Source organism: Mesorhizobium sp. 10J20-29 (genome assembly GCF_054130485.1).
The window spans coordinates 3,727,865-3,749,425 of sequence record NZ_CP199156.1; the positions used below are offsets into that span (position 1 = coordinate 3,727,865).

Here is a 21,561-nt window from a genome sequence, read left to right on the forward strand (position 1 = left end):
CCGATGGCCGTTTGAGCACGGCCTTCCCTAAGGTGCGGTTACTCTAGAGCCTCGGGACCGGTCAGAAAACCCCGGGAAAAGGGCAGGTGCCGCTTGCCGCGCGGAGGGCGACCCTTGATCTTTGGCGTCCGGTTAACCACCTAGAAGCGGAAGGCTTTGAACTGGATTTCGTGCTGAAAACCATATCCCCATTAGATGGTAGGCGAGACGGTTCCCGGTCGTTAATATAGGATTCGCGGCTGGCCAATGGCGGCTGCGACATGAAAGGTTGGACAATGGCCAAAGTATCCCGGACCTCCGGCGACGGCGTTTTCGCAGTTCTTCCGCTGCGCGACATCGTGGTTTTCCCGCACATGATCGTGCCGCTCTTCGTGGGCCGTGAAAAGTCCATCAAGGCGCTGGAAGAGGTGATGGGCGCCGAGAAGCAGATCATGCTTGCGACGCAGATGAATGCAGCCGACGACGATCCGGCCGCCGACGCGATCTTCGACGTCGGCACGCTGGCGAACGTTCTGCAGTTGCTGAAGCTGCCCGACGGCACCGTGAAGGTGCTGGTCGAGGGCACCGCGCGCGCCAGGATCACCGAGTTCACCGCCCGCGAGGATTTCCACGAGGCGCATGCCAGCGTGCTGGCCGAGCCCGAGGAAGAAGAGATCGAGATCGAGGCGCTCGCGCGCTCGGTGGTCTCGGACTTCGAGAACTACGTCAAGCTGAACAAGAAGATCTCGCCCGAAGTGGTCGGCGCGGCCAGCCAGATCGACGACTATTCCAAGCTCGCCGATACGGTTGCCTCGCACCTCGCGATCAAAATTCCCGAAAAGCAGGAAATGCTGGCCACGCTGTCCGTCAAGGAACGGCTGGAAAAGGCCATGGGCTTCATGGAAGCCGAGATTTCCGTGCTGCAGGTGGAAAAGCGCATCCGCTCGCGCGTCAAGCGCCAGATGGAGAAGACGCAGCGCGAGTACTACCTCAACGAGCAGATGAAGGCGATCCAGAAGGAGCTCGGCGAAGGCGAGGACGGCCGCGACGAAGCCGCCGAGATCGAGGCGCGCATCAAGAAGACCAAGCTCTCCAAGGAGGCCCGCGAGAAGGCGGAAGCCGAGCTGAAGAAGCTGCGTTCGATGTCGCCGATGTCGGCTGAATCGACGGTCGTGCGCAACTATCTCGACTGGATCCTGTCGATACCGTGGGGCAAGAACTCCAAGGTCAAGCAGGACCTCAACTTCGCGCAGGAAGTGCTCGATACCGATCACTACGGGCTCGACAAGGTCAAGGACCGCATCGTCGAGTACCTGGCCGTGCAGAGCCGCCAGAAGAAGCTGAAGGGCCCCATCCTGTGCCTCGTCGGACCTCCCGGTGTCGGCAAGACCTCGCTCGGCAAGTCGATCGCCAAGGCGACCGGCCGCGAGTTCATCCGCATGGCGCTGGGCGGCGTGCGCGACGAGGCCGAGATCCGCGGACACCGCCGCACCTATATCGGCTCGATGCCCGGCAAGGTCATCCAGTCGATGAAGAAGGCCAAGAAGTCCAACCCGCTCTTCCTGCTCGACGAGATCGACAAGATGGGCCAGGACTTCCGTGGCGATCCGTCGTCGGCGCTGCTCGAGGTGCTCGATCCCGAGCAGAACTCGACCTTCATGGACCATTACCTCGAGGTCGAATACGACCTGTCGAGCGTGATGTTCGTGACGACCGCCAATACGCTGAACATCCCTGCGCCCCTGATGGACCGCATGGAGATCATCCGTATCGCCGGCTACACCGAGGACGAGAAGGTCGAAATCGCGAAGCGGCACCTGCTGCCCAAGGCGATCCGCGACCACGCGCTGCAGCCGGAGGAGTTTTCGGTAAGCGACGACGCGCTTCGCGCCATCGTGCAGACCTACACGCGTGAGGCCGGCGTCCGCAGCCTCGAGCGCGAGCTGATGAAGCTCGGGCGCAAGGCGGTGACCGCGATCCTGAAGGACAAGGTCGAGGCGGTGCATGTCACGGCCGAGAACATCGCCGACTACCTGGGCGTGCCGCGCTATCGCTACGGCCAGGTCGAGGCGGATGATCAGGTCGGCGTCGTCACCGGACTTGCCTGGACCGAGGTCGGCGGCGAGTTGCTGACGATCGAGGGCGTCATGATGCCCGGCAAGGGCCGCATGACGGTGACCGGCAACCTGAAGGACGTGATGAAGGAATCGATCTCGGCGGCGGCATCCTATGTCCGCTCGCGGGCCATCGATTTCGGCATCGAGCCGCCGCTCTTCGACAAGCGCGACATCCACGTCCACGTTCCGGAGGGCGCAACCCCGAAGGACGGCCCCTCGGCCGGCGTGGCGATGGTGACGGCGATCGTCTCGGTTCTGACCGGCATTCCGGTCAAGGCCGACGTCGCGATGACCGGCGAGATCACGCTGCGCGGCAGGGTCCTGCCGATCGGTGGGTTGAAGGAAAAGCTGCTCGCGGCCCTTCGCGGCGGCATCAAGAAGGTGCTTATCCCGGAAGAGAACGCCAAGGACCTGGCCGACATTCCGGACAATGTGAAGAGCGGGATGGAGATCATCCCGGTCGCGCGGGTCGGCGAGGTGCTCCAGCACGCGCTGGTCCGAATGCCCGAAGCGATCGAGTGGGTGGAGCCGGTTTCACCCCCGGCAACGGCAGTCGACTCGACCGACGACCCGGGCAAGACCTTCGCTCACTAGGCACCAAGGACGGGTGCTGCACTGCAACACCGAAAAGCCGGGCCTCGCGCCCGGCTTTTCTGTGTAGAAACCCACCTTTTTCGGGCATTTTCTTACTCCGGCGCCCATTTCTGACTTGGTTGCCGGAACACTTCTTTCTAAAGTCCGTTTCCTGCCGGTCGAGTCGATAGTTCCGGTTTTCTCATGGAAGGGAAATTTTATGAATAAGAACGAACTAGTGTCAGCCGTCGCCGATGCGGCCAGCATTTCGAAGGGCGACGCTCAGTCGGCCGTCGATGCTGTGTTCTCCGTGATCACGGGCGAGCTGAAGAAGGGCGGGGACGTACGCCTGGTGGGCTTCGGCAACTTTACGGTTTCCAAGCGCGCCGCATCCACGGGTCGCAACCCGCAGACCGGCGCCGCCGTGAACATTCCGGCCCGCACGGTCCCGAAGTTTTCGGCCGGTAAGGGCCTCAAGGACGCGGTCAACTAATAGGCCGAAGCCTGACAGGAAAGGCCGGGCCACCGCGCCCGGCCTTTTCGCGTTTGGGGCCGGCTTCCGGCAACGCCGGCAAAGAGGGATTGAAACGCCCTTGTGTTCCGGCAGGTTTTGCGGAAATTGTGACCGGCGCGGCGCCGGAAAGGCTCGGTCCGGCCGGCCGACTGCAGGATTTCCGACCAGAATGCTGATTTCCACCGAGAAGAATTTCATTTTCATCCACGTCGCCAAGACGGGCGGGCAGAGCCTGCGCGCCGTGCTGAAACCCTATTGCTCGAGGCCACGGGGAGGCCAGTGGCGGCGGCTGATCGGCCACCTGCCGATCCGCGAGGACAACCATGCGAGGATAGGCATGCATTCGACGGCGCGCTGGATCAGGCTGAAGATACCGCGCGACCTGTTCGACGGCGCCTTCAAGTTCGCCTTCGTGCGAAATCCTTACGACCTCGCGGTCTCGCGCTACGCATTCCTGCGCAAGAAGGAGACGCATGGCCGCCACCGCATGACGCAGCGCCAGAGTTTCGGCGACTTCCTGCGCTCCGAAAAATGGCGTTCGCTGCTGCGCGCCGGCGACCAGACCGCAATGCTGTTCGATTCGCGCGGCGAACTCCTGGTCGACAAGGTCTACCGCTTCGAGAACTTCGCCGAGGCCTATGATGAGCTGATGCTGCGGCTGGAGATCGACAATGCGCCCCCGCTGCCGCACCGCAACGCTTCCGCGCGGAAGGATTACCGCTCCTATTACGGGCCTGCGGAGCGCAAGCTGGTCGAGGAGATCTGGGCGCGCGACATCGAGCGCTTCGGTTACAGCTTCTAGACCAGGCGGGAGCCCGCGGGCGCAACGCCCGGCCGTCGAGCCGAGGCACACACCGCGCATGCCGCGAGGCGACGGCAAGATGAGCGCTTGGCGCAGCCGACCGTCCCCGAGCACAAATGAAAAGGGCCGCACCAGAGTGCGGCCCTTTTCCATTCCGGGTTGTTGGCGATCAGAAGAAGCTACGCCTCTGCCACCAGCCAGCCTTCTTGGGCTGCGCATCGGCGGCCTCAGGGGCCTCCTCAGGCTTCGAGGACGACACCACGACCTCGGCGGGCGCCTCGGCCTTGGCAGCGGCCTTGCGGCGCGTAGGACGGGGCTTCACTGCCTTTGGAGCGGCTTCCTCGACCGGTTCGGCTGCCGTCTCGGCCACCGCTTCGGCTGCGGCGGGCTCCGCGGCCTTCTCGGCCTCGGCCTTTTCGGCTGCCTTTTCCGCCGCCGTCTTGCGCGGCCGCGCGGCGCGGCGCGGCTTCTTCGGCTTTTCCTCTTCCGCCCCGGCTTCCGGCTCAGCGCTCACTTCCGGCTCGGAAGCGGCTTCGGCCGCGCGGTCGGGATGAATGCCCGTCTCGTCGGCTGGCGCTGCGTCACCGGCAGGTTCCGCCTTAGCGTCTGACGGTTCAGCATCAGCTGAATCAGCCTGCACGTCGCCCTCGGTGCCGTCCCTGCGGTTGCGCTTGCCGCCGCGCTTGCCGCGCCGGCGCTTCCTGGCCTGTGCTTCCTCGGTCGATTCAGAGGCGACACCGTCGGCAGCCGTCTCGTCTGAGGTAGCTGCGTCAGCGGCGTTCCCGTCCGAAGCTCCGCCCTCAGCGGCGCCATTCTCTGCGTGGATCGGCTGGCCGTCGGCATCGAGCTCGCGCGGTGCGCCATTGTCGCGATCGCGTCCACCGCGCCTGCGGCGACGGCGTCGTCGCTTGCGGTCTCGGTTGCCGTCCTCGCCGTTTTCCTGGCCATGGCGCGGCTGCTGCGCGGGGCGTGCCTCCTCGACGGCTTCCTCGGCCTCGATTTCGACGATGTCGTCGTCGATATCGTCTTCCTCGACCGGCATCGGCGCCGACACCGCCTCGACGAAATCGGCGGGCTTCTCGGCGACTGCACCGCGGTCGATGGCGTAATGCTGGCCGCCGACCGAGTCGTCCATTTCCACGGTGATGATGACGCCGAACTTGGCCTCGAGGTCTGCCAGGCTGCTGCGCTTGTGGTTGAGCACGTAGAGCGCCGTGGAGGTCGGGGTGCGCACGGTGATGTGGCAGCGCGAGTCCTTCAGCAGATATTCCTCTATGGCCCGCACGACGAGCAGGCCGACGGAGGATTCGGAGCGGACGTGGCCGGTGCCGCCGCAGGTCGGGCAGGGCTTCATCGTCGATTCCAGCACGCTGGCGCGGATGCGCTGACGCGACATCTCCATCAGGCCGAAATGCGAGATGCGGCCGAGCTGGATGCGGGCGCGGTCGTTCTTGAGATGATCCTTGAGCCGCTTCTCGACCGCCCGGTTGTTGCGGTTCTCCTCCATGTCGATGAAGTCGATGACGATCAGGCCGGCAAGGTCGCGCAGGCGCAACTGGCGGGCAACCTCCTCGGCGGCCTCCAGGTTGGTGTGCAGCGCCGTCTCCTCGATGGAGTGCTCCTTGGTGGAGCGCCCCGAGTTGACGTCGATGGCGACCAGCGCCTCGGTCTGGTTGATGATGATGTAGCCGCCCGACTTGAGCGTTACCTGCGGCTGCAGCATCCGGTCGAGCTGCGCCTCGATGCCCGAACGCACGAAGATCGGCGTGTTGTCGCGGTAGGGCTGCACGACCTTGGCATGGCTGGGCATCAGCATGCGCATGAAGTCCTTGGCCTCGCGGTAGCCCTCGTCGCCAGCGACCAGGATCTCGTCGATGTCCTTGTTGTAGAGGTCGCGCACCGAGCGCTTGATCAGGCTGCCTTCCTCGTAGACGAGGGCAGGGGCGCTCGACTCCAGCGTCAGGCTGCGGACGTTCTCCCACAGGCGCATCAGATATTCGTAGTCACGCTTGATCTCGGCCTTGGTGCGGCTCTCGCCTGCGGTGCGCAGGATGACGCCCATGCCCTGCGGCACGTCGAGGTCGGAAACCACCTCCTTGAGGCGCTTGCGGTCCTGTGCGTTGGTGATCTTGCGCGAAATGCCGCCGCCGCGCGCGGTGTTTGGCATCAGAACGGAATAGCGGCCGGCGAGCGACAGGTAGGTGGTCAGGGCCGCGCCCTTGTTGCCGCGTTCTTCCTTGACGACCTGCACCAGCAGGATCTGGCGGCGCTTGATGACTTCCTGGATCTTGTAGTGGCGGCGCGCCGGCTTGCGGCGGTTGCGCACTTCCTCGAGCGCATCTTCTGCGCCGACGGATTCGACCTCGTCGTTCTCTTCCTCGAGGCGCGAGGAATGCACCTCGTCGGCGTGGTCCGAGTGGTTATCGTCCGGGTCGGCGACCTTTTCGGAAACGACGTCGGACTCGGTCGCCGCGGCGATCGACTTGGGCGGCGTGCCGTCGTCGTCGGATGCGGCTTCCTCGCTCTCGGCGGTCTCGGTCGGAGCCTCGGCCGTCTCGTCTGCCGCAGCGGCGACGTCTGCCGGGGTTTCCGCTTGAGAAGCTGACGCCTCGGCGGAGACGAACTCTTCTGCCGGGGACAGGTCGTCGCCGGCAGCATCGCCGTTGCCGGCGTCGTCCGCAGCCGATGCGTCGTCGTCGGACGCGCCGTTGCGCGAGGAGGCTTCGCGGTCGCGGCTCTTGCCGCCGCGCCGGCGCTTGCGTCCGCCCCGGCTGCTGCGTTCGCGGTCGCGCTCGCCGCCGTCCTCGTCATCCTCTTCCGCGGCCTCGTCGGCCTCGGCGCGCAGCAGCGCCTGACGGTCGGCGACCGGGATCTGGTAATAGTCGGGGTGAATTTCGCTGAAGGCGAGGAAACCGTGGCGGTTGCCGCCATACTCGACGAACGCCGCCTGGAGCGACGGTTCTACGCGGGTGACCCGCGCGAGGTAGATGTTTCCTTTTAGCTGCTTCTTGTCCTGAGACTCGAAATCGAATTCTTCAATGCGGTTACCGCGTACGACGACAACCCTTGTTTCCTCCGGGTGGGAGGCATCGATAAGCATCTTGTTGGGCATTAGTTGTTTTCCCTCCGGCTGCCCGAGCCAGCTGCAGCGCGAGGGAATTCCCTCGCCGCCGTGAGCCTGGTGGAGTGCCGGATCCTATTGTGTCCGCTCGCCGACGCTCAAGCGTCATGGCGGTGCCGCCCGCAGCCAAATCGGCGCGGTATCGTGCGGACCTTTCCATGTTTTCGCCTGAAATCATCGCGTAACCTTCGCGGAACCATTTTAAATTGAAGCCCGGCATAACCGGACCAGCTGATTTGCTCGTTACGAGCCGGCGCGGATCCATCGTTTTCCGGCCGTTTTCTTCACGGCAGGGGTTCAGCGCCACCAGAACGCCCTGACGAAATCCGTCGGCATCATGCCTGCCACTATCGCGGGAGTCGATTGGAGCCGTCTGGTCGTCGCCTTACTATACTTGGAAGCAGCGGCGGAGACGGGTTCCTGGCATTGCAGTGATCCACCGTCGCTTTTATGATTTGCCGACGTTTTAGGCAACCCCGATTTCAAAGGGCACCAAGGCGGTCTTCCCCGGCGGTATTAAGCTACGAAAAGGCTTGGTTAACCTTATCCGAATACCACTCGTTAACGGTCGATATTGCCAGTGCGCTGTGGGAGGTGCGCTGCAAACAGGGTAAGAACGGTGGCATGGCAACCACGGCGAATCGTCAGCTGACGTTGCACGGGACAGAAGGTCGGGCGCTCGCCCGGATCTGCTGCCTGCTGCTGCTGTTGCTCGGACTCGTCGCGCCGGCATTCGCGGCACCCCTGCAGGCGCGCGATTACAAGATGGCCGGCGACGCACTGCATACACGCGTGGTGCTGCACTTCGACAGCGAGCCCGATCCGCGATTTTTCCTGCTGCGCGCGCCGCACCGGCTGGTCATCGACCTGCCGGATACGCGTTTCGTCATCGATCCGAAGGAGTTGGCCGAGAGGGGGCTGGTCGACGGCGTGCGCTACGGCCAGCTGAACGCCGAGACCTCGCGCCTGGTGCTGAGCGCCAAGGGGCCGTTTGCCGTCGAGCGCTTCGAGGTGGTGAAGAACGAGGAGACGCCGGGCTACCGCATGATCGTCGACCTGGCAGCGGCCTCCGACAAGGAATTCAACGCTGCGCTCTCCATCCAGGCCGAGACGACAGGATCGACGCAGGCGACGCCAAAGGGCGACCGGCTGGGCAAGCCGGTGCCGGACGACCTCTTCACCATCGTCATCGATCCCGGCCACGGCGGCATCGACGGCGGCGCCGCGGGCCCGAACGGCACGGTGGAGAAGGACATCACGCTGTCCTTTGCCAATGAATTGCGCGACCTTCTCGGCAAGGATGGCCGCTACCAGGTCTTCATGACGCGCGAGACGGATGATTTCCTGCGTCTCGACGAGCGCGTCAGGATCGCCCGGCAGCACGATGCCGACCTCTTCCTGTCGATCCATGCCGACACAATCCGCTTGAAGGGCATTCGCGGCGCCACGGTCTATACGGTCTCCGATACCGCCTCCGACGAGGAAGCCAAGGCGCTGGCCGATCGCGAAAACCTCTCCGACCAGCTTGCCGGCTTCGTCATCGAGGAGGAAGACCACGAGGTCTCCGACATCCTGGTCGACCTGATCCGCCGCGAGACGCACAGTTTCTCGATGCGTTTCGCCCGCTCGCTGGTCGACGAACTGTCTTCCTCGGTCAAGATGATCAACAACCCGCACCGCTTCGCCGGGTTCAGGGTTCTCAAGGCGCCCGACGTGCCCTCGGTGCTGGTCGAGCTCGGCTACCTCTCCAACAAGGAGGACGAGGAGCAATTGCGCAGTCCCGAGTGGCGCCGCAAGGTGGCCTCCAGCATCTCGACCGCCATTGCCGGATTCGCCGCGAGGAAGATCGATGCCGGCGGGTGAGCTCCAGAATTCCGCAGGGGCAAGCGCCGCCGGGCGTTGCGTGGCGGACACCGGCGGCGAAATAATCGGCCACAATCGGATGCTGACGCAGCGTCTGCCCCATTTTGCCCACATCGCCATACCAATTGTTTTTGTGTACTGGAGCGGATCGCTCGGGCGACTCGCCGCCAAGGCTGGAGTTGACCCGGACATCCTGGACCTCGCAGTGGAGCGGGCATGATTCGACTAATCGGCTATTTCTTCGGTATCGGCACGATGCTGGCGCTGCTCGCAGCTGCCGGAGTCGCTGTGTTCATCGGCAATCTCGCCAAGGACCTGCCGGATTACGAGGTGCTCGCGAAGTACGAGCCGCCGGTGACGACGCGCGTGCATGCCTCGGACGGCGCGCTGATGGCGGAGTTCGCGCGCGAGCGGCGCCTCTATATTCCGATCCAGGCCGTGCCCGACCGCGTCAAGGCGGCCTTCCTGTCGGCAGAGGACAAGAATTTCTACAACCACCCCGGCATCGACATCACCGGGCTTGGTCGCGCCATCATGGTCAACGTCCAGAATCTCGGCTCGGGACGCCGTCCCGTTGGTGCCTCGACGATCACCCAGCAGGTGGCGAAGAACTTCCTGCTGTCGTCCGACCAGACCATGGAACGCAAGATCAAGGAGATGATCCTCGCCTTCCGCATCGAGCAGGCCTATTCGAAGGACCGGATTCTCGAGCTATACGTCAACGAGATCTTCTTCGGTCTGGGCGCCTATGGCGTCGCGGGCGCCGCGCTGACCTATTTCGACAAGTCGGTGAACGAGCTGACGGTGGCAGAGGCCGCCTATCTTGCCGCGCTGCCCAAGGGGCCGTCCAACTATCATCCGTTCCGCTATACGGAAAAGGCCATCGAGCGCCGCAACCTGATCATCGGCCTGATGGTCGAGAACGGCTACGTGACGCCGGAAGAGGGCGAGAAGGCCAGGGCGCAGCCGCTCGGCGTGACGCCGCGCCGCAACGGCACCTATCTCTTCGCCGGCGAGTACTTCACCGAGGAAGTGCGCCGCGAGATCATCTCGCGCTATGGCGAGGACGCGCTTTACGAGGGCGGCCTGTCCGTGCGCACCACGCTCGACCCGAAGCTGCAGCTGATGGCGCGCCGGGCCATGCAGAACGGCCTGATGAAGTACGACACGCTGCGCGGCTACCGGGGCCCGGTCAAGCGGATCGAGCTCGGCGCCGACTGGGGCGTGCCGCTGTCCGAGGTCAAGGCGCTGAGCGACGTGCCCGAATGGCGGCTGGCCGTGGTTCTGGAGAGCAACAAGGATGGCCTGACGATCGGGCTGCAGCCGCCGCGCGAGATTTCCGGCGCGCTGTCGGGCCTGCGCGAGACCGCGAACGTCTCGGCCGAGGACATGAGCTTCGCCATGCGCCATGTCGTCGACGGCAAGCGCCTGAAGGCGGATTCGCCGGCGGACGTGCTGAAGACGGGCGACGTGGTGTTCGTCGAACAGAAGGAGGGCAGCGCCTACCAGCTGCGCCAGGTGCCTTCGGTCTCCGGCGGCATGGTCGCCATGGACCCGCATACCGGCCGCGTGCTGGCGATGGTCGGCGGCTTTTCCTATTCGCAGTCCGAGTTCAACCGCGCCACCCAGGCCTACCGGCAGCCCGGTTCGTCCTTCAAGCCGGTGGTCTATGCCGCCGCGCTCGACAATGGCTACACGCCGGCCTCGGTGATCATGGACGGCCCGATCACGGTCAAGTCGGGCAACACGGTATGGTCGCCGAAGAACTATGACGGCAAGGCCGGCGGTCCCTCGACGCTGCGCACCGGCATCGAGCGCTCGCGCAACCTGATGACGGTCCGGCTCGCCAATGACATGGGCATGAAGATCGTCGCCGAATATGCCGAGCGCTTCGGCGTCTACGACCACCTGGCACCCTACCTGCCCATGGCGCTGGGCGCCGGCGAGACGACCGTCATGCGCATGGTCTCGGCCTTCTCGGTGATGGCCAATGGCGGCCGGCAGATCAAGCCGTCGCTCATCGACCGCATCCAGGACCGCTACGGCAAGACCGTGTTCAAGCACGACGAGCGCGGCTGCGAAGGCTGCGTGGCTGCCGAGTGGGCGAACCAGCCGGAGCCGGAACTGATCGACACGGCCGACCAGGTCCTCGACCCGATGACGGCCTACCAGATCACCTCGATGATGGAAGGCGTGGTCCAGCGCGGCACCGCGACCACGCTGCGCGAGCTGAACCGCCCGATCGCCGGCAAGACCGGCACCACCAACGACGAGAAGGACGCCTGGTTCATCGGCTTCACGCCGAACCTCGTGGTCGGCCTCTACATCGGCTTCGACCAGCCGAGGACACTCGGCAAGGGCTCGACCGGCGGCGGCCTCTCCGCGCCGGTGTTCAAGGAATTCATGACCGAGGCGCTGAAGGACACGCCGCCGGTCGACTTCCAGGTGCCCGAGGGCATGCAGCTCATCGCCATCAACCGCAAGACCGGCATGCGTGCGGGCGAGGGCGAGGCCGGCACCATCATGGAAGCTTTCAAGCCCGGCACCGGGCCTGCCGACAGCTACTGGGTGATCGGCATGGAAGACAGCCAGGTGGGCGAGGAAATCTCGCCCTCGGCAAGCCGCGCCATCCAGACCGGCAGCGGCGGACTTTATTGACCTCAGGCAGCAGGGTGGGTGGGCTGGAAACAGCCCGCCCATTTCTGTCTCTGCGCTTTACAGCCCCATGGCGCGACCCTATGGTCCGCGCCGATTCACACCCTCAACCGTAGAAACGGATAGCCATCCAGCCATGCGCGCGGAAACCGAAAAACTCGTCGACGAAATCAGGCAGGCCATAACCCTGCTGAGGAGGCATCTTTGACTGGGATCAGGCGCTAAAACGTCTTGATTACCTGAATATGCGGGCCGAGGACGCGTCGCTCTGGAATGACGCGCAGGAGGCCCAGAAGCTGATGCGCGAGCGCCAGAGCCTCGAGGAAGGCATCGGCGCGGTGAAGCATCTCAGCCAGTCGCTCGAGGACAATATCGGCCTGATCGAGCTCGGCGAGGAAGAAGGCGACGACGATGTCGTGGCCGAGGCCGAGGCGGCGATCCGCTCGCTGTCGGGCGAAATCCGCGCGCGCCAGATCGAGACCATGCTGTCGGGCGAAGCCGACAGCAACGACACCTATCTCGAAGTGCATGCCGGCGCCGGCGGAACGGAGAGTCAGGACTGGGCCAACATGCTGCTGCGCATGTACACGCGCTGGGCCGAGCGCCGGAAGTTCAAGGTCGAGGTGCTGGAAATGCATGACGGCGAAGAGGCCGGCATCAAGTCCGCGACGCTTCTCATCAAGGGCCACAACGCCTTTGGCTGGCTGAAGACCGAGTCGGGCGTGCACCGCCTGGTGCGCATCTCGCCCTATGATTCCAACGCCCGCCGCCACACCTCCTTCGCCAGCGTCTGGGTCTACCCGGTGGTCGACGATTCCATCGAGATCGACGTCAGCGAATCCGATGTGCGCATCGACACCTACCGCTCGTCGGGCTCGGGCGGCCAGCACGTCAACACGACGGATTCGGCGGTGCGCATCACGCATCTGGCGACCGGCATCGCGGTCGCCTGCCAGGCCGAGCGCTCGCAGCACAAGAACCGCGCCAAGGCGTGGGAAATGCTGCGCTCGAGGCTTTACGAGGAAGAGCTGAAGAAGCGCGAGGCCGAAGCCAACGCCACCGAAGACTCCAAGTCGGACATCGGCTGGGGCCACCAGATCCGCTCCTACGTGCTGCAGCCCTACCAGATGGTCAAGGACCTGCGCACCGGCGTGGAGAGCTCCAGCCCGTCGGACGTGCTGGACGGCGACCTCGACCCGTTCATGGAGGCCTCGCTGTCGCAGCGCATCGATGGCAATGCGGGCGAGGCGGTCGCCGACATCGACTGAGCCTGCGGCCGCGCTGTCGCCCGGCCGGCTGCCACTTTCACAAGATCAGCTGTGCCGGGTCAGACGCCGGGCAGGAGGCTCGCCATGCGGTCGAGCGCCGGGCTGACGCTTCCGGCCGCGCTGCGCGCGGTCTGGAAGACGAATTCGGCGGCCCGTCCGACACCCGACGTGACCATCCGGTAGCTGGAGGCGGTCTTTTCGAAGACCAGGCTGCTGCTGCCCTGGGCAGGGACGGAGGCTGGACCTTCGACCGCCGCGACGCGCGTGTGCGACGCGTCGACTGATGCGGCCAGCATATCCGGCGCTGTCGCCTCGGCAAGCCGGATACCGGGGTCGCCGAGGACGCGGCACTGGCCGGTGATCAACGGATAGTCGAGGTCGGAACTGCGCAGCACGTGGCTCTGCATAGCTTCCTCGCAGGCGGAAATGGAGGCGAATTGCTGCGGCGTCTCGGAGACGAACTGGCAGACCTTTGCATCGCAGTCGCAGCCGAGAAGGGTCATCGCAACGAGGGCTGTCTTCACCATGGCGTCGGTATCCTTCCTGATCCGGCCTGAAGATCGCCTGCCATAGCGGCACCATGTGGCCGAGAAGATGGAAAGATTGCGGCGGCGCGGGCCTGTGGGGAAGGCTGTCTGCATTGGATCAGCGTTAAGTCTTCGTTAACCAAGCCGGCGCACATTTTTCGCATGGGAGGTCAACCGGGAGAACACGCCATGTTCTCGGGACTGAAGCCTTCGGCCGCTGCCTGCGGCGCCAACCTTGCCAGTTTCCTGCTCTTCGCCGTCAGCGTCTCACCCGCGCTCGCGCATGACGCGATCCCGACCTCGGCCAAGCCGCAGGGGTGGTCCTATCCCTATGCGTGCTGTTCGGGCATCGACTGCCGCGAAGTGTCGGCACAGTCGATTAGCGAGCGCCCGCAGGGCTATCTCATCAAGGGCACGGGGGAACTGGTTTCCTACGCCGACGCCCGGCTGAAGAATTCGCCGGACGGCGAGTATCACTGGTGCTCGGTTGCCGGCGCCGATGATTCCAGGACCATCTGCCTTTTCGTGCCGCCGGCCGCGTTCTGACCGGCATGAAAGGGGCGACAGACCGCCACCGCTGCCCGCGCAGCCGCTCGGGCATGGTGGCAATTGGAAAGGCCTATACCTGCGCATGATTGCCGGTTTCGGCGAATCGGGCGATCCTCGGCGCAGGAGGGGACGAAAAGCATTCTCCCGGGCTGCCGGACACCGGCAGAGCATCGGGTCATCTTGGGACGAGGCGTTCACGAACGGGCAAGCCAGAAGCTTGAACAACTCGGAACCTTGCCATGTCCCACACCACAGCATCCACCACATCCGTGCAGACGACTTCCGCCTTTGCCCGCATGACCGGGGCGAGGGTGCACCTGGCGTTCCTGCTCCTCCTGTACTGCCTTGTCGTCGCCCCGCATGCCCGGGCGCACGACGCCATACCAACGGCGGCCAAGCCGCAGGGCTGGTCCTATCCCTATGCCTGCTGCTCCGGCATCGATTGCCGCGAGGTCTCCGCCAAGGCAATCAGCGAGCGGCCGGAGGGCTATGTCATCAAGGGAACGGGCGAGGTCGTGGCCTACAGCGATACCCGGATCAAGGATTCGCCGGACGGCGAGTACCACTGGTGTTCGGTAGCCGGCGCCAATGATTCGCGCACCATCTGCCTGTTCGTGCCGCCGAACTCCTTCTGACGTCGGTACCGCTCGCGGAACTGTCGGGGAAACCGCTGGACTGTTGGAGGCCGTCGGTTTTTTGCCGCAATTCATGCTACAACGGCCGGGAAGGGTGACGCTTCGCGCCTTCGCGTGCGCATGAATTCCGGAGGGGACTTTTTATGAAGAGAGAACTGATCGCCGTGCTGGCCGCAACGGCGTTTCTCGGCGCCTGCACAACCGATCCCTATACCGGTGAGCAGAAGATTTCGAACACCGCCGGCGGCGCGGCCCTGGGTGCCGGTCTCGGTGCCCTGGCCGGCATGGCGGTCGGCGGCAGCAGCGTCGCACAGCGCAACGCCGTGCTGATCGGTGCCGGCGTCGGCGCCCTTGCGGGCGGCGCGATCGGCGCCACCATGGACAAGAACGAGGCCGAACTGCGCGCCCAGCTGCAGGGCACCGGCGTCAGCGTCACGCGCGTCGGCGACCGCGTGGTGCTCAACATGCCCTCCGACGTCACCTTCGGCGTTGACCAGGACACCGTGCGCTCGAGCTTCTTCTCGGTGCTCAACTCGGTCGCCATCGTGCTCAACCGCTACCAGCAGACGGTGGTGGACGTGTACGGCTACACGGACAGCACCGGCGACGACAATTACAATCTCCAGCTCTCGGAGCGCCGCGCGCTGTCGGTTGCCAACTACCTAAACGCGCAGGGTGTCGATTCGCGCCGCTTCGCCGTCACCGGCTTCGGCGAGACGCGACCCATCGCCTCCAACGCCACCGAGGCCGGCCGCGCGCAGAACCGCCGCGTCGAGATCCAGCTGTCGCCGCTGACCCGCTAACGTCAGACACGCCCGAGCATAAAAAAAACGGCCCCGCGAGGGGCCGTTTTTTTGATTCTGGCGTTGCGCTAAAGGTCTGATCAGACCTTGCCGGCGACCTGCATGAAGGCCGGGACATCGTCGCCGAAGCCGACCGTGCCGTCATTGTCGTCCTGCCGGTTGCGGTGCTGCCGCTCCTGGCGCTCCGGCTTGTCGTCGCGGCGCGGTCGCGGCGCACGCTCGTTGCGGCCCGACCGGCTGGAATTGTCCGACTTGATGGCCTCGCGGCGTGCCGGGCGTTCCTGGCGCTCCTCGGCGACCGGTGCCGGGGCTGCTGCCTCGACGACGGCCTCTGGCTGCTCCTGCGGCTCGGCGGCCGGCTTTCCTGCCCGATGGCGGATGCGCGGCTTGCGCTCGGCCTCGTCCTTGCGGCCGGCGCGGCGCGGCGCGCCGCGGCCACGGCGGGGCGCCTCGTCGTCACCTTCGGATTCGACCACCGTCGAAAGGTCGCCGTCCTGCCAGGGAATTGTCTGGCCGATCAGCTTCTCAATGGCGTCGATGTATTTTGCGTCGTTGCGCGTGGCGATCGAGAAGGCCTTGCCGGAGCGGCCGGCGCGTCCGGTACGCCCGATGCGGTGGACATAGTCCTCGGCATGGATCGGCACGTCGTAGTTGAAGACGTGGCTGACGTCCGGAATGTCGAGCCCGCGTGCCGCGACGTCGGAGGCGACGAGATATTTCAGCTTGCCGTCGCGAAAGCCTGCGAGCATAGCCATGCGTGCCCGCTGGTCCATGTCGCCATGCAGGGCGCCAGCGTCGAACTCATACTTGACGAGCGACTTGTAGAGCTCCGACACCTCGACCTTGCGGTTGCAGAAGATGATCGCGTTCTTCAGGCCTTCGTCTTCGGCGCGCATGAGGTTGCGAAGCACCTCGCGCTTGTCCCACGGCTTGGGGCCGGACTTGACCAGCTGCTGGGTGATCGTGCTGGAGGTGGACGCGGCGCGCGATACCTCGACGCGGATCGGCGCGTGCAGGAACTTTTCCGTCAGCTTGGTGATCTCGGGCGGCATGGTTGCCGAGAAGAACAGCGTCTGGCGCGTCATCGACGGCATCATTTCGCAGATGCGCTCGATGTCGGGGATGAAGCCCATGTCGAGCATGCGGTCGGCCTCGTCGATGACGAGGATCTCGACGCCGTTGAGCAGCAGCTTGCCGCGTTCGCGGTGGTCGAGCAGTCGGCCCGGCGTCGCGATCAGCACGTCGGCGCCGCGCTCCAGCTTGCGCTCCTGCTCGTCGAACGACACGCCGCCGATGAGCAGCGCGATGTTGAGCTTGTGGTTCTTGCCGTACTTGATGAAGTTCTCTTCGACCTGCGCGGCAAGTTCGCGCGTCGGCTCGAGGATCAGCGTGCGCGGCATGCGGGCACGGGCGCGGCCCTTCTCGAGCCGGGTGATCATCGGCAGCACGAAGGCGGCAGTCTTGCCGGTGCCGGTCTGGGCGATGCCGAGCACATCCTTGCCCTGCAGGGCGTGCGGGATGGCGCCCGCCTGAATCGGCGTCGGCACGGTGTAGCCGGCGTCGGTAACGGCGGAAAGGACCTTGGGGGACAGCCCCAAGTCTGCGAATGTCAACGCTTCTTCAGCGGTCGTGGTGTCTGAGGACAAATTATCTGGCTGCTTTTTGGCTGGTTCCGTGGCGCGGCCGGTCCGCCGCGGCAGGCGCCACGCGCCTGCAAGATTGTGCAATGCGATAAGCTCCGGCCCCGCTTTTGTCAACTTAAATGCCGGTAATGTCCGGCTTTGCGCCACGCTAACCTTGACTGCTAACGTTAATCGTTCGCCCGGACCCGGGGAAGGGTCAGTAGAGGAACTGCTCGGCCAGGATGCGCTCGTTCCAGGAATGGCTGGGATCAAAGAGCAGCGTCGCCGTCGCCGTCGGGGATTCGCGGACCGTCACGCAGGATATCGCCTTGACCTCGGTGTGGTCGGCGGCCGCGTTGACCGGGCGCTTTTCGGGCTCGAGAATGTCGAAGCGCACGGTCGCGCGGTTGGACAGCAGCGCGCCGCGCCAGCGCCTCGGCCGGAACGGGCTGACCGGCGTCAGTGCCAGCAGGGGCGCGTCGAGCGGCAGGATAGGCCCTTGTGCAGAAAGGTTGTAGGCAGTCGAGCCGGCCGGCGTCGCCACCATCACGCCGTCGCAATAAAGCTCTTCGAGACGCACCTGGCCGTCGATGGTGATCATGATCTTGGCGGTCTGGTAGGATTGCCGCCACAGCGCCACCTCGTTGATGGCGAGCGCCGTCTGCACCTCGCCCCTGGCGGTCGTCGCCTCCATCTCCAGCGGCCGGATCGTCTCGGGCTGCGCCGCCTCGATGCGCTCGTGCAGATCACCCTCACGGAATTCGTTCATGAGGAAACCAATTGTGCCTCGGTTCATGCCGTAGATCGGCTTTCCGGTGTCCATGGTTTCGCGCAGCGTGTGCAGCATGAAGCCGTCGCCGCCCAGCGCCACGACGATGTCGGCCTCCTCGACGCTGCACTGGCCATAGCGCTTCGCGAGCGAAGCGGCCGCAGTGCGGGCATCTTCGGCGTCGGACGAGACGAAGGCGAGTTTTTCGCGGGACTGGGACATGAGGCTTTCTTGCTGGAAACCGAACGGACGTGCGCCATGGCCGGGTTAGCACGCGGCGTCATCGGTGCAAAGGGACGCACGCCGCGCCGCGGGGCACCGGCAACGACGCGAATTGCCGGGCGGCGGGGTAGAAGTCGGGGCGCATGATTGTTACATGATGGGGTAAGGCTGCACCGCCTTCCGGCAGAGATGCGCGGCGACGGAGCAGCCCGGCGACCATGGGCCGGCCAAGCGGCCAGGCCCCGGTCCCGGACAGTTTTCGCGCCTGCGCCGGGACCTCCTGGCGCGATCCAGCCGCGAAGCGCCGACCGGGACTGGCGCGCAAAGACAGGCCGATGGCGCGCAAGCGCCTGCGACTCGGCCTGGAAAAGAGAAGCAAAAGGAGACGCCATGCCACGCCCGCCGAATTACAATCACGAACGCAAGGAACGGGAACGGCAGAAGGCCGCCAAGAAGGCCGAGAAGGCGCTCGCCAAGGCGGCCGCCAAGGACGAGAAGGCGAAGGACGAAACCGTCCAGCCGGCCGAACAGGAATGAACGCTGGCGAGGAGAAGGCGGCCCGCACGCACAAGGCGTCGCGTCAGATCATGGACGCCGAGACCGTGTCGCGCGAGAAGAAGACCGCGCGGCTGCGTGCTCTGAGGCTCGAGAAGGAAGAGGCCGAGCAGGCGGCGATCGCCGCGGCTCCGCCCGTTGCCAAGAAGCCTGCGCGCAAGAAGAAAGTCGCCGCCACCTGAAAGGTGGCAGCGCGCGGCAGCTCTGTGTCTGCCGGAAGTGAAGGGCGCTAGGCGTTCGTCATGTCGCTGACGACGATATCGACTTCGCGCGCCGCCGCCAGAAAGGCGCGGCGCGCGGTCATCGCCGGCTTTCCCGCATCGATCACGGCATGGCAGGCCTGCAGCGCGGCGCGGTGCTTGGGGCTGCGCTTTCCCGGCCAGTTGTTGAGGAGAAAATCGGAGGCGTCCTGCGCGCTGCGCAGGACCTTTTGCTGTTCCGGCGAACCGAATTTTACGGCGAGCGGAACATCGAAGCGCTGTTGTTGCATTGCCGCTCTTACGCCATCGGCTGCGTCAAAGCGAGAGCCTGCCGGCGTAAATCGCGCCGGCCCTGCGGACTATTTGCAGATCACCCGGACCCGGCCGTTGGAAGCCGTCTGGTTGTGGCAGGCGAGCTTGCCCGCCGAATCGCGCCGGACCATGACTGGCTTGATGCGGCGTGGCGGCGTGCTGGCCGGCGGTGCTTCGGGGAAGTCGGTCTCGGCGACCGCCACGGCATAGGGCTCGGGCTGCCGACGCGAGCGCGCCCAGGCCGGCACGAAACTCTGCACGGGCACAAGCGACGAGATCGCCGGCGGCTTCGGCATGATGACCGTTCCGTCGGACGTCTTGGAGCAGGCGGCGATCGGCAGCAGGCATGCGCCAGCGAGTGCAGCGGCGGCGAACCGGTTTATGCCGGTGAGCGGATGTTTACGTAGGGTCCCCATGGGGTCTGCAGACATGATGAACGTGGAGAATTTGCGGCAGAACCGCGAAAGATTTGTGATCCGGGCTTTCGAGGGAAGCGATGCACGGAATCGCCTGTCATATCGGTAGCTTGGTGCCCCCGGACGGAATCGAACCGCCGACCTTCGGTTTACAAAACCGCTGCTCTACCAGCTGAGCTACAAGGGCATCGGCGCTCCGGTATCACATCTGCCGCGCCAGTAAAGTCAAAAGTCGGGGAGGGCGGCCGCCCGGCTGCCCCGCCGCCTCAAAATCTCCCAACGCATGACCTATCTCTTCTGCAGGCATTCGGGTTGCGGGAGCTTTTGACATGCTGAGACTTGTTGTCATCGCGCTCATGGTGGTTGTCGCCTGGGCGATCATGGTCAGGCTCTATCGCAGCCTGAAGGACGCCAGCATCGACTGGACGGGCTGGGCGTTCGCCGCCGGCTTCGTGACGCTTGCCTTCTACCTGCGCCACGTGACGGGGCTGGGCTAGGCCGGCTCTTTCGCGAACCGACGGCCCGCGGGGGGCGTCACTGACACGCCCGCGGCCGGAGCGATTTCGCCCTCCGAGAAAAAATCCCGAAAATCTTCGAACCTTTCTCCTGGTCCGAGCGACTGATGGTCATGAGGCGGATGGACGCCTCGTCACAAGGATCACAGGAGACCACCATGTCGCTCAAGACCAAGATCACCTCCACCCTGCTTTCGCTGACCGTCGCGACGATCGCCATCGCCGGCTCGGTCGACACCGCCGCCGCCAAGAAGCTGACCAATGCAGAGGCAGCCGCAATCGCCGGCATCGGCGGTTTCGTGCTCGGCGCGGCCATCGCCAATGCCAACCGCGGCCCGAACTTTTACGGCGACCACCGCAGTTCCTGGGAGCGCCATGTTGATCGCTGCTACAATCGCTACCGGTCTTACGATCATCGCACTGATACCTTCATTGGCTATGACGGCCAGTATCACTACTGCCGGCTCTGAGGGGAGGTGATCGCGAAACGGTCAGGAGGCGCCTTCGGGCGCCTTTTGGCCGATGTTGCCAGGCGGGACAGGTCGGCGTCAGGCCTGGCCTTCTTCCGTGCCGCCGATCATGCGCGTGATGCGGGCAGCCGCCTTCTGTACCAGCGGCCCGATATCGGCGGCGCGCTCGGGCGTTACGCGCACGGTCGGGCCGGAGACGGAAACGCCGCCGACCGGTTCGCCGAACTCATTGAAGATGGCCGCAGCCACGCAGCGCATGCCGGGATAGCGTTCCTCGTCATCGACCGACCAGCCGCGCTTTCGGATCTCACCGAGGTTCTTTGTCAGGGCCTGAGGATCGGCGAGCGTCTTCAGCGTAAAGGCCTCGAGCCCCGCCTTGCGAAGAATTACGCCAACGCGCTCGGAGGGCAGGTGCGCGAGGATCGCCTTGCCGATGCCCGAGGCATGGAAGCTGCTGCGCGTGCCAGGCCGGAAGAAGGCGCGGATCGCCTGGTGCGTCTCGACCTGGCTGACGAAGACCACGCAATCATCCTCGGCGACCCCGAGATTCGCGGTCTCGCCGGTTGTTTCCATCAGCTCCTGCATGACGCTGCGCGCCCGCTCGACGAGGTTGCGGCGGCGCAGGAAGGCCGATCCCATGCGATATGTCTCGACGCCGATCAGCCAGAGCTGGTCCGACTGCTCGAACTCGACCATGCCGTGCTGGGCGAGGGTGGTCAGCATGCGGTAGGCGGTCGAGGCGGCAATGCCGCTCTGCGCCGCGATCTCGCTGAGCGACAGGCCGTTGCCCTGCGCCACGATGGCAAGGATTTTAAGCGCCCGGTCGAGCGATTGCACCGAGGCGGTGTCGGCCGGGGCATTGAAGGAACGCGGGCGGCCGCGCTGGCGCTTTTCGGATGTGTTCATCACCTCTGATAGGGCGGATCGATGCTCAAGGAAATGAAAAAATATTTTGTAGGGTCTTGGCAGCCGGATTCTGGAAAAGGAGAAGCGCTGAAATTACAATAGCATACGGCAAAAGATAAAGAATGAAAAAATATTCTGGAAAAATTGAAAAATAGCCGGCCCGCTGGC

The 21,561-nt window shown here is 64.9% G+C and carries 21 protein-coding genes and 1 tRNA gene; 14 read left to right on the forward strand and 8 right to left on the reverse strand.

What is annotated here, in order from left to right; genetic code table 11:
* Window positions 1–275: 275 nt before the first annotated feature.
* The 3 genes from lon to ACT2BZ_RS17765 all read left to right on the forward strand — a co-directional run bounded on the left by lon (window position 276) and on the right by ACT2BZ_RS17765 (window position 3,985).
* Window positions 276–2,690: an endopeptidase La gene (gene lon / locus ACT2BZ_RS17755; RefSeq protein WP_457936496.1), complete on the forward strand. Its 2,415-nt coding sequence runs from the start codon at window positions 276–278 to the stop codon at window positions 2,688–2,690.
* 199 nt (window positions 2,691–2,889) lie between these two features.
* A complete protein-coding gene (locus tag ACT2BZ_RS17760; protein WP_457936498.1) occupies window positions 2,890–3,162 on the forward strand; it encodes an HU family DNA-binding protein in 273 nt (90 codons plus the stop codon).
* A gap of 190 nt (window positions 3,163–3,352) precedes the next feature.
* Window positions 3,353–3,985: a sulfotransferase family 2 domain-containing protein gene (locus ACT2BZ_RS17765; protein ID WP_457936499.1), complete on the forward strand. Its 633-nt coding sequence runs from the start codon at window positions 3,353–3,355 to the stop codon at window positions 3,983–3,985.
* Window positions 3,986–4,154: 169 nt separating this feature from the next.
* On the opposite strand, the gene ACT2BZ_RS17770 is transcribed toward ACT2BZ_RS17765, so the two are convergent.
* The gene (locus ACT2BZ_RS17770; RefSeq protein WP_457936501.1) at window positions 4,155–7,097 is read right to left on the reverse strand and encodes an Rne/Rng family ribonuclease; all 2,943 of its coding nucleotides are present in this window, start codon (window positions 7,095–7,097) and stop codon (window positions 4,155–4,157) included.
* A 633-nt stretch (window positions 7,098–7,730) separates the two neighbouring features.
* Here ACT2BZ_RS17770 and ACT2BZ_RS17775 point away from each other — a divergent pair.
* The 4 genes from ACT2BZ_RS17775 to prfB all read left to right on the forward strand — a co-directional run bounded on the left by ACT2BZ_RS17775 (window position 7,731) and on the right by prfB (window position 12,892).
* Window positions 7,731–8,969 carry an N-acetylmuramoyl-L-alanine amidase gene (locus ACT2BZ_RS17775; protein ID WP_457936503.1) on the forward strand — a complete coding sequence of 413 codons (1,239 nt, stop codon included), beginning with the start codon at window positions 7,731–7,733 and terminating at the stop codon, window positions 8,967–8,969.
* Window positions 8,956–9,189, forward strand: coding sequence for a hypothetical protein (locus tag ACT2BZ_RS17780; protein WP_457936505.1), 234 nt, complete (start codon window positions 8,956–8,958; stop codon window positions 9,187–9,189). The genes ACT2BZ_RS17775 and ACT2BZ_RS17780 overlap by 14 nt, the downstream gene beginning before the upstream one ends.
* Complete coding sequence (locus ACT2BZ_RS17785) at window positions 9,186–11,627, forward strand: penicillin-binding protein 1A (protein ID WP_457936506.1); 2,442 nt, start codon at window positions 9,186–9,188, stop codon at window positions 11,625–11,627. Before ACT2BZ_RS17780 ends, ACT2BZ_RS17785 begins: the two co-directional genes overlap by 4 nt.
* 133 nt (window positions 11,628–11,760) lie before the next feature.
* Window positions 11,761–12,892 (forward strand): peptide chain release factor 2 gene (gene prfB / locus ACT2BZ_RS17790; RefSeq protein ID WP_457936507.1). Its coding sequence is split into 2 segments (ribosomal slippage): window positions 11,761–11,826 and window positions 11,828–12,892, totalling 1,131 coding nucleotides; the frame shifts between segments, so codons are not numbered across the junction.
* Window positions 12,893–12,951: 59 nt separating this feature from the next.
* On the opposite strand, the gene ACT2BZ_RS17795 is transcribed toward prfB, so the two are convergent.
* Complete coding sequence (locus tag ACT2BZ_RS17795) at window positions 12,952–13,419, reverse strand: hypothetical protein (RefSeq protein WP_457936509.1); 468 nt, start codon at window positions 13,417–13,419, stop codon at window positions 12,952–12,954.
* A 189-nt stretch (window positions 13,420–13,608) separates the two neighbouring features.
* Between ACT2BZ_RS17795 and ACT2BZ_RS17800 the strand changes: the two genes are divergently transcribed.
* The 3 genes from ACT2BZ_RS17800 to ACT2BZ_RS17810 all read left to right on the forward strand — a co-directional run bounded on the left by ACT2BZ_RS17800 (window position 13,609) and on the right by ACT2BZ_RS17810 (window position 15,406).
* On the forward strand, window positions 13,609–13,965 hold the full coding sequence (locus ACT2BZ_RS17800; RefSeq protein ID WP_457936510.1) for a hypothetical protein: 357 nt from the start codon (window positions 13,609–13,611) through the stop codon (window positions 13,963–13,965).
* Between the two features lie 299 nt (window positions 13,966–14,264).
* Complete coding sequence (locus ACT2BZ_RS17805) at window positions 14,265–14,603, forward strand: hypothetical protein (RefSeq protein WP_457941373.1); 339 nt, start codon at window positions 14,265–14,267, stop codon at window positions 14,601–14,603.
* Window positions 14,604–14,746: 143 nt separating this feature from the next.
* The gene (locus ACT2BZ_RS17810; protein WP_457936511.1) at window positions 14,747–15,406 is read left to right on the forward strand and encodes an OmpA family protein; all 660 of its coding nucleotides are present in this window, start codon (window positions 14,747–14,749) and stop codon (window positions 15,404–15,406) included.
* 80 nt (window positions 15,407–15,486) lie between these two features.
* Here ACT2BZ_RS17810 and ACT2BZ_RS17815 read toward each other — a convergent pair whose 3' ends face one another.
* Window positions 15,487–17,052, reverse strand: a complete 1,566-nt coding sequence (locus ACT2BZ_RS17815) for a DEAD/DEAH box helicase (RefSeq protein ID WP_457936513.1) — start codon at window positions 17,050–17,052, stop codon at window positions 15,487–15,489.
* A 193-nt stretch (window positions 17,053–17,245) separates the two neighbouring features.
* Window positions 17,246–18,019 (reverse strand): NAD kinase, encoded by a 774-nt coding sequence (locus tag ACT2BZ_RS17820; protein ID WP_457936515.1) that lies wholly within the window; start codon window positions 18,017–18,019, stop codon window positions 17,246–17,248.
* Between the two features lie 390 nt (window positions 18,020–18,409).
* Here ACT2BZ_RS17820 and ACT2BZ_RS17825 point away from each other — a divergent pair, with 390 nt between their 5' ends.
* The gene (locus tag ACT2BZ_RS17825; protein ID WP_457936516.1) at window positions 18,410–18,556 is read left to right on the forward strand and encodes a hypothetical protein; all 147 of its coding nucleotides are present in this window, start codon (window positions 18,410–18,412) and stop codon (window positions 18,554–18,556) included.
* On the forward strand, window positions 18,553–18,756 hold the full coding sequence (locus tag ACT2BZ_RS17830; RefSeq protein ID WP_457936517.1) for a hypothetical protein: 204 nt from the start codon (window positions 18,553–18,555) through the stop codon (window positions 18,754–18,756). Before ACT2BZ_RS17825 ends, ACT2BZ_RS17830 begins: the two co-directional genes overlap by 4 nt.
* A gap of 47 nt (window positions 18,757–18,803) precedes the next feature.
* Here ACT2BZ_RS17830 and ACT2BZ_RS17835 read toward each other — a convergent pair whose 3' ends face one another.
* The 3 genes from ACT2BZ_RS17835 to ACT2BZ_RS17845 form a co-directional block, all read right to left on the reverse strand.
* Window positions 18,804–19,064 carry a DUF982 domain-containing protein gene (locus ACT2BZ_RS17835; RefSeq protein WP_457936519.1) on the reverse strand — a complete coding sequence of 87 codons (261 nt, stop codon included), beginning with the start codon at window positions 19,062–19,064 and terminating at the stop codon, window positions 18,804–18,806.
* A 69-nt stretch (window positions 19,065–19,133) separates the two neighbouring features.
* A complete protein-coding gene (locus tag ACT2BZ_RS17840) occupies window positions 19,134–19,502 on the reverse strand; it encodes a hypothetical protein (RefSeq protein WP_457936521.1) in 369 nt (122 codons plus the stop codon).
* 111 nt (window positions 19,503–19,613) lie between these two features.
* A tRNA-Thr gene (locus tag ACT2BZ_RS17845) sits at window positions 19,614–19,689 on the reverse strand.
* Window positions 19,690–19,831: 142 nt separating this feature from the next.
* On the opposite strand from ACT2BZ_RS17845, the gene ACT2BZ_RS17850 reads away from it, so the two are divergent.
* Window positions 19,832–19,999, forward strand: a complete 168-nt coding sequence (locus tag ACT2BZ_RS17850; protein ID WP_457936523.1) for a hypothetical protein — start codon at window positions 19,832–19,834, stop codon at window positions 19,997–19,999.
* A 176-nt stretch (window positions 20,000–20,175) separates the two neighbouring features.
* Window positions 20,176–20,487: a BA14K family protein gene (locus ACT2BZ_RS17855; RefSeq protein ID WP_457936524.1), complete on the forward strand. Its 312-nt coding sequence runs from the start codon at window positions 20,176–20,178 to the stop codon at window positions 20,485–20,487.
* A gap of 78 nt (window positions 20,488–20,565) precedes the next feature.
* On the opposite strand, the gene bhcR is transcribed toward ACT2BZ_RS17855, so the two are convergent.
* Window positions 20,566–21,393, reverse strand: coding sequence for an HTH-type transcriptional regulator BhcR (gene bhcR / locus ACT2BZ_RS17860; protein ID WP_457936526.1), 828 nt, complete (start codon window positions 21,391–21,393; stop codon window positions 20,566–20,568).
* Between the last annotated feature and the right edge of the window lie 168 nt (window positions 21,394–21,561).

What these genes read in the sequence shown, in the direction of transcription:
- bhcR (WP_457936526.1), bottom strand. Translation starts at nt 21,393, where the DNA reads ATGAACACATCCGAAAAGCGCCAGCGCGGCCGCCCGCGTTCCTTCAAT.
- ACT2BZ_RS17825 (WP_457936516.1), top strand. Translation starts at nt 18,410, where the DNA reads ATGCCACGCCCGCCGAATTACAATCACGAACGCAAGGAACGGGAACGG.
- ACT2BZ_RS17765 (WP_457936499.1), top strand. Translation starts at nt 3,353, where the DNA reads ATGCTGATTTCCACCGAGAAGAATTTCATTTTCATCCACGTCGCCAAG.
- ACT2BZ_RS17800 (WP_457936510.1), top strand. Translation starts at nt 13,609, where the DNA reads ATGTTCTCGGGACTGAAGCCTTCGGCCGCTGCCTGCGGCGCCAACCTT.
- ACT2BZ_RS17855 (WP_457936524.1), top strand. Translation starts at nt 20,176, where the DNA reads ATGTCGCTCAAGACCAAGATCACCTCCACCCTGCTTTCGCTGACCGTC.
- ACT2BZ_RS17775 (WP_457936503.1), top strand. Translation starts at nt 7,731, where the DNA reads ATGGCAACCACGGCGAATCGTCAGCTGACGTTGCACGGGACAGAAGGT.
- ACT2BZ_RS17850 (WP_457936523.1), top strand. Translation starts at nt 19,832, where the DNA reads ATGCTGAGACTTGTTGTCATCGCGCTCATGGTGGTTGTCGCCTGGGCG.
- lon (WP_457936496.1), top strand. Translation starts at nt 276, where the DNA reads ATGGCCAAAGTATCCCGGACCTCCGGCGACGGCGTTTTCGCAGTTCTT.
- ACT2BZ_RS17835 (WP_457936519.1), bottom strand. Translation starts at nt 19,064, where the DNA reads ATGCAACAACAGCGCTTCGATGTTCCGCTCGCCGTAAAATTCGGTTCG.
- ACT2BZ_RS17810 (WP_457936511.1), top strand. Translation starts at nt 14,747, where the DNA reads ATGAAGAGAGAACTGATCGCCGTGCTGGCCGCAACGGCGTTTCTCGGC.
- ACT2BZ_RS17830 (WP_457936517.1), top strand. Translation starts at nt 18,553, where the DNA reads ATGAACGCTGGCGAGGAGAAGGCGGCCCGCACGCACAAGGCGTCGCGT.
- ACT2BZ_RS17795 (WP_457936509.1), bottom strand. Translation starts at nt 13,419, where the DNA reads ATGGTGAAGACAGCCCTCGTTGCGATGACCCTTCTCGGCTGCGACTGC.
- ACT2BZ_RS17780 (WP_457936505.1), top strand. Translation starts at nt 8,956, where the DNA reads ATGCCGGCGGGTGAGCTCCAGAATTCCGCAGGGGCAAGCGCCGCCGGG.
- ACT2BZ_RS17785 (WP_457936506.1), top strand. Translation starts at nt 9,186, where the DNA reads ATGATTCGACTAATCGGCTATTTCTTCGGTATCGGCACGATGCTGGCG.
- ACT2BZ_RS17840 (WP_457936521.1), bottom strand. Translation starts at nt 19,502, where the DNA reads ATGGGGACCCTACGTAAACATCCGCTCACCGGCATAAACCGGTTCGCC.
- ACT2BZ_RS17770 (WP_457936501.1), bottom strand. Translation starts at nt 7,097, where the DNA reads ATGCCCAACAAGATGCTTATCGATGCCTCCCACCCGGAGGAAACAAGG.
- ACT2BZ_RS17820 (WP_457936515.1), bottom strand. Translation starts at nt 18,019, where the DNA reads ATGTCCCAGTCCCGCGAAAAACTCGCCTTCGTCTCGTCCGACGCCGAA.
- ACT2BZ_RS17760 (WP_457936498.1), top strand. Translation starts at nt 2,890, where the DNA reads ATGAATAAGAACGAACTAGTGTCAGCCGTCGCCGATGCGGCCAGCATT.
- ACT2BZ_RS17805 (WP_457941373.1), top strand. Translation starts at nt 14,265, where the DNA reads ATGACCGGGGCGAGGGTGCACCTGGCGTTCCTGCTCCTCCTGTACTGC.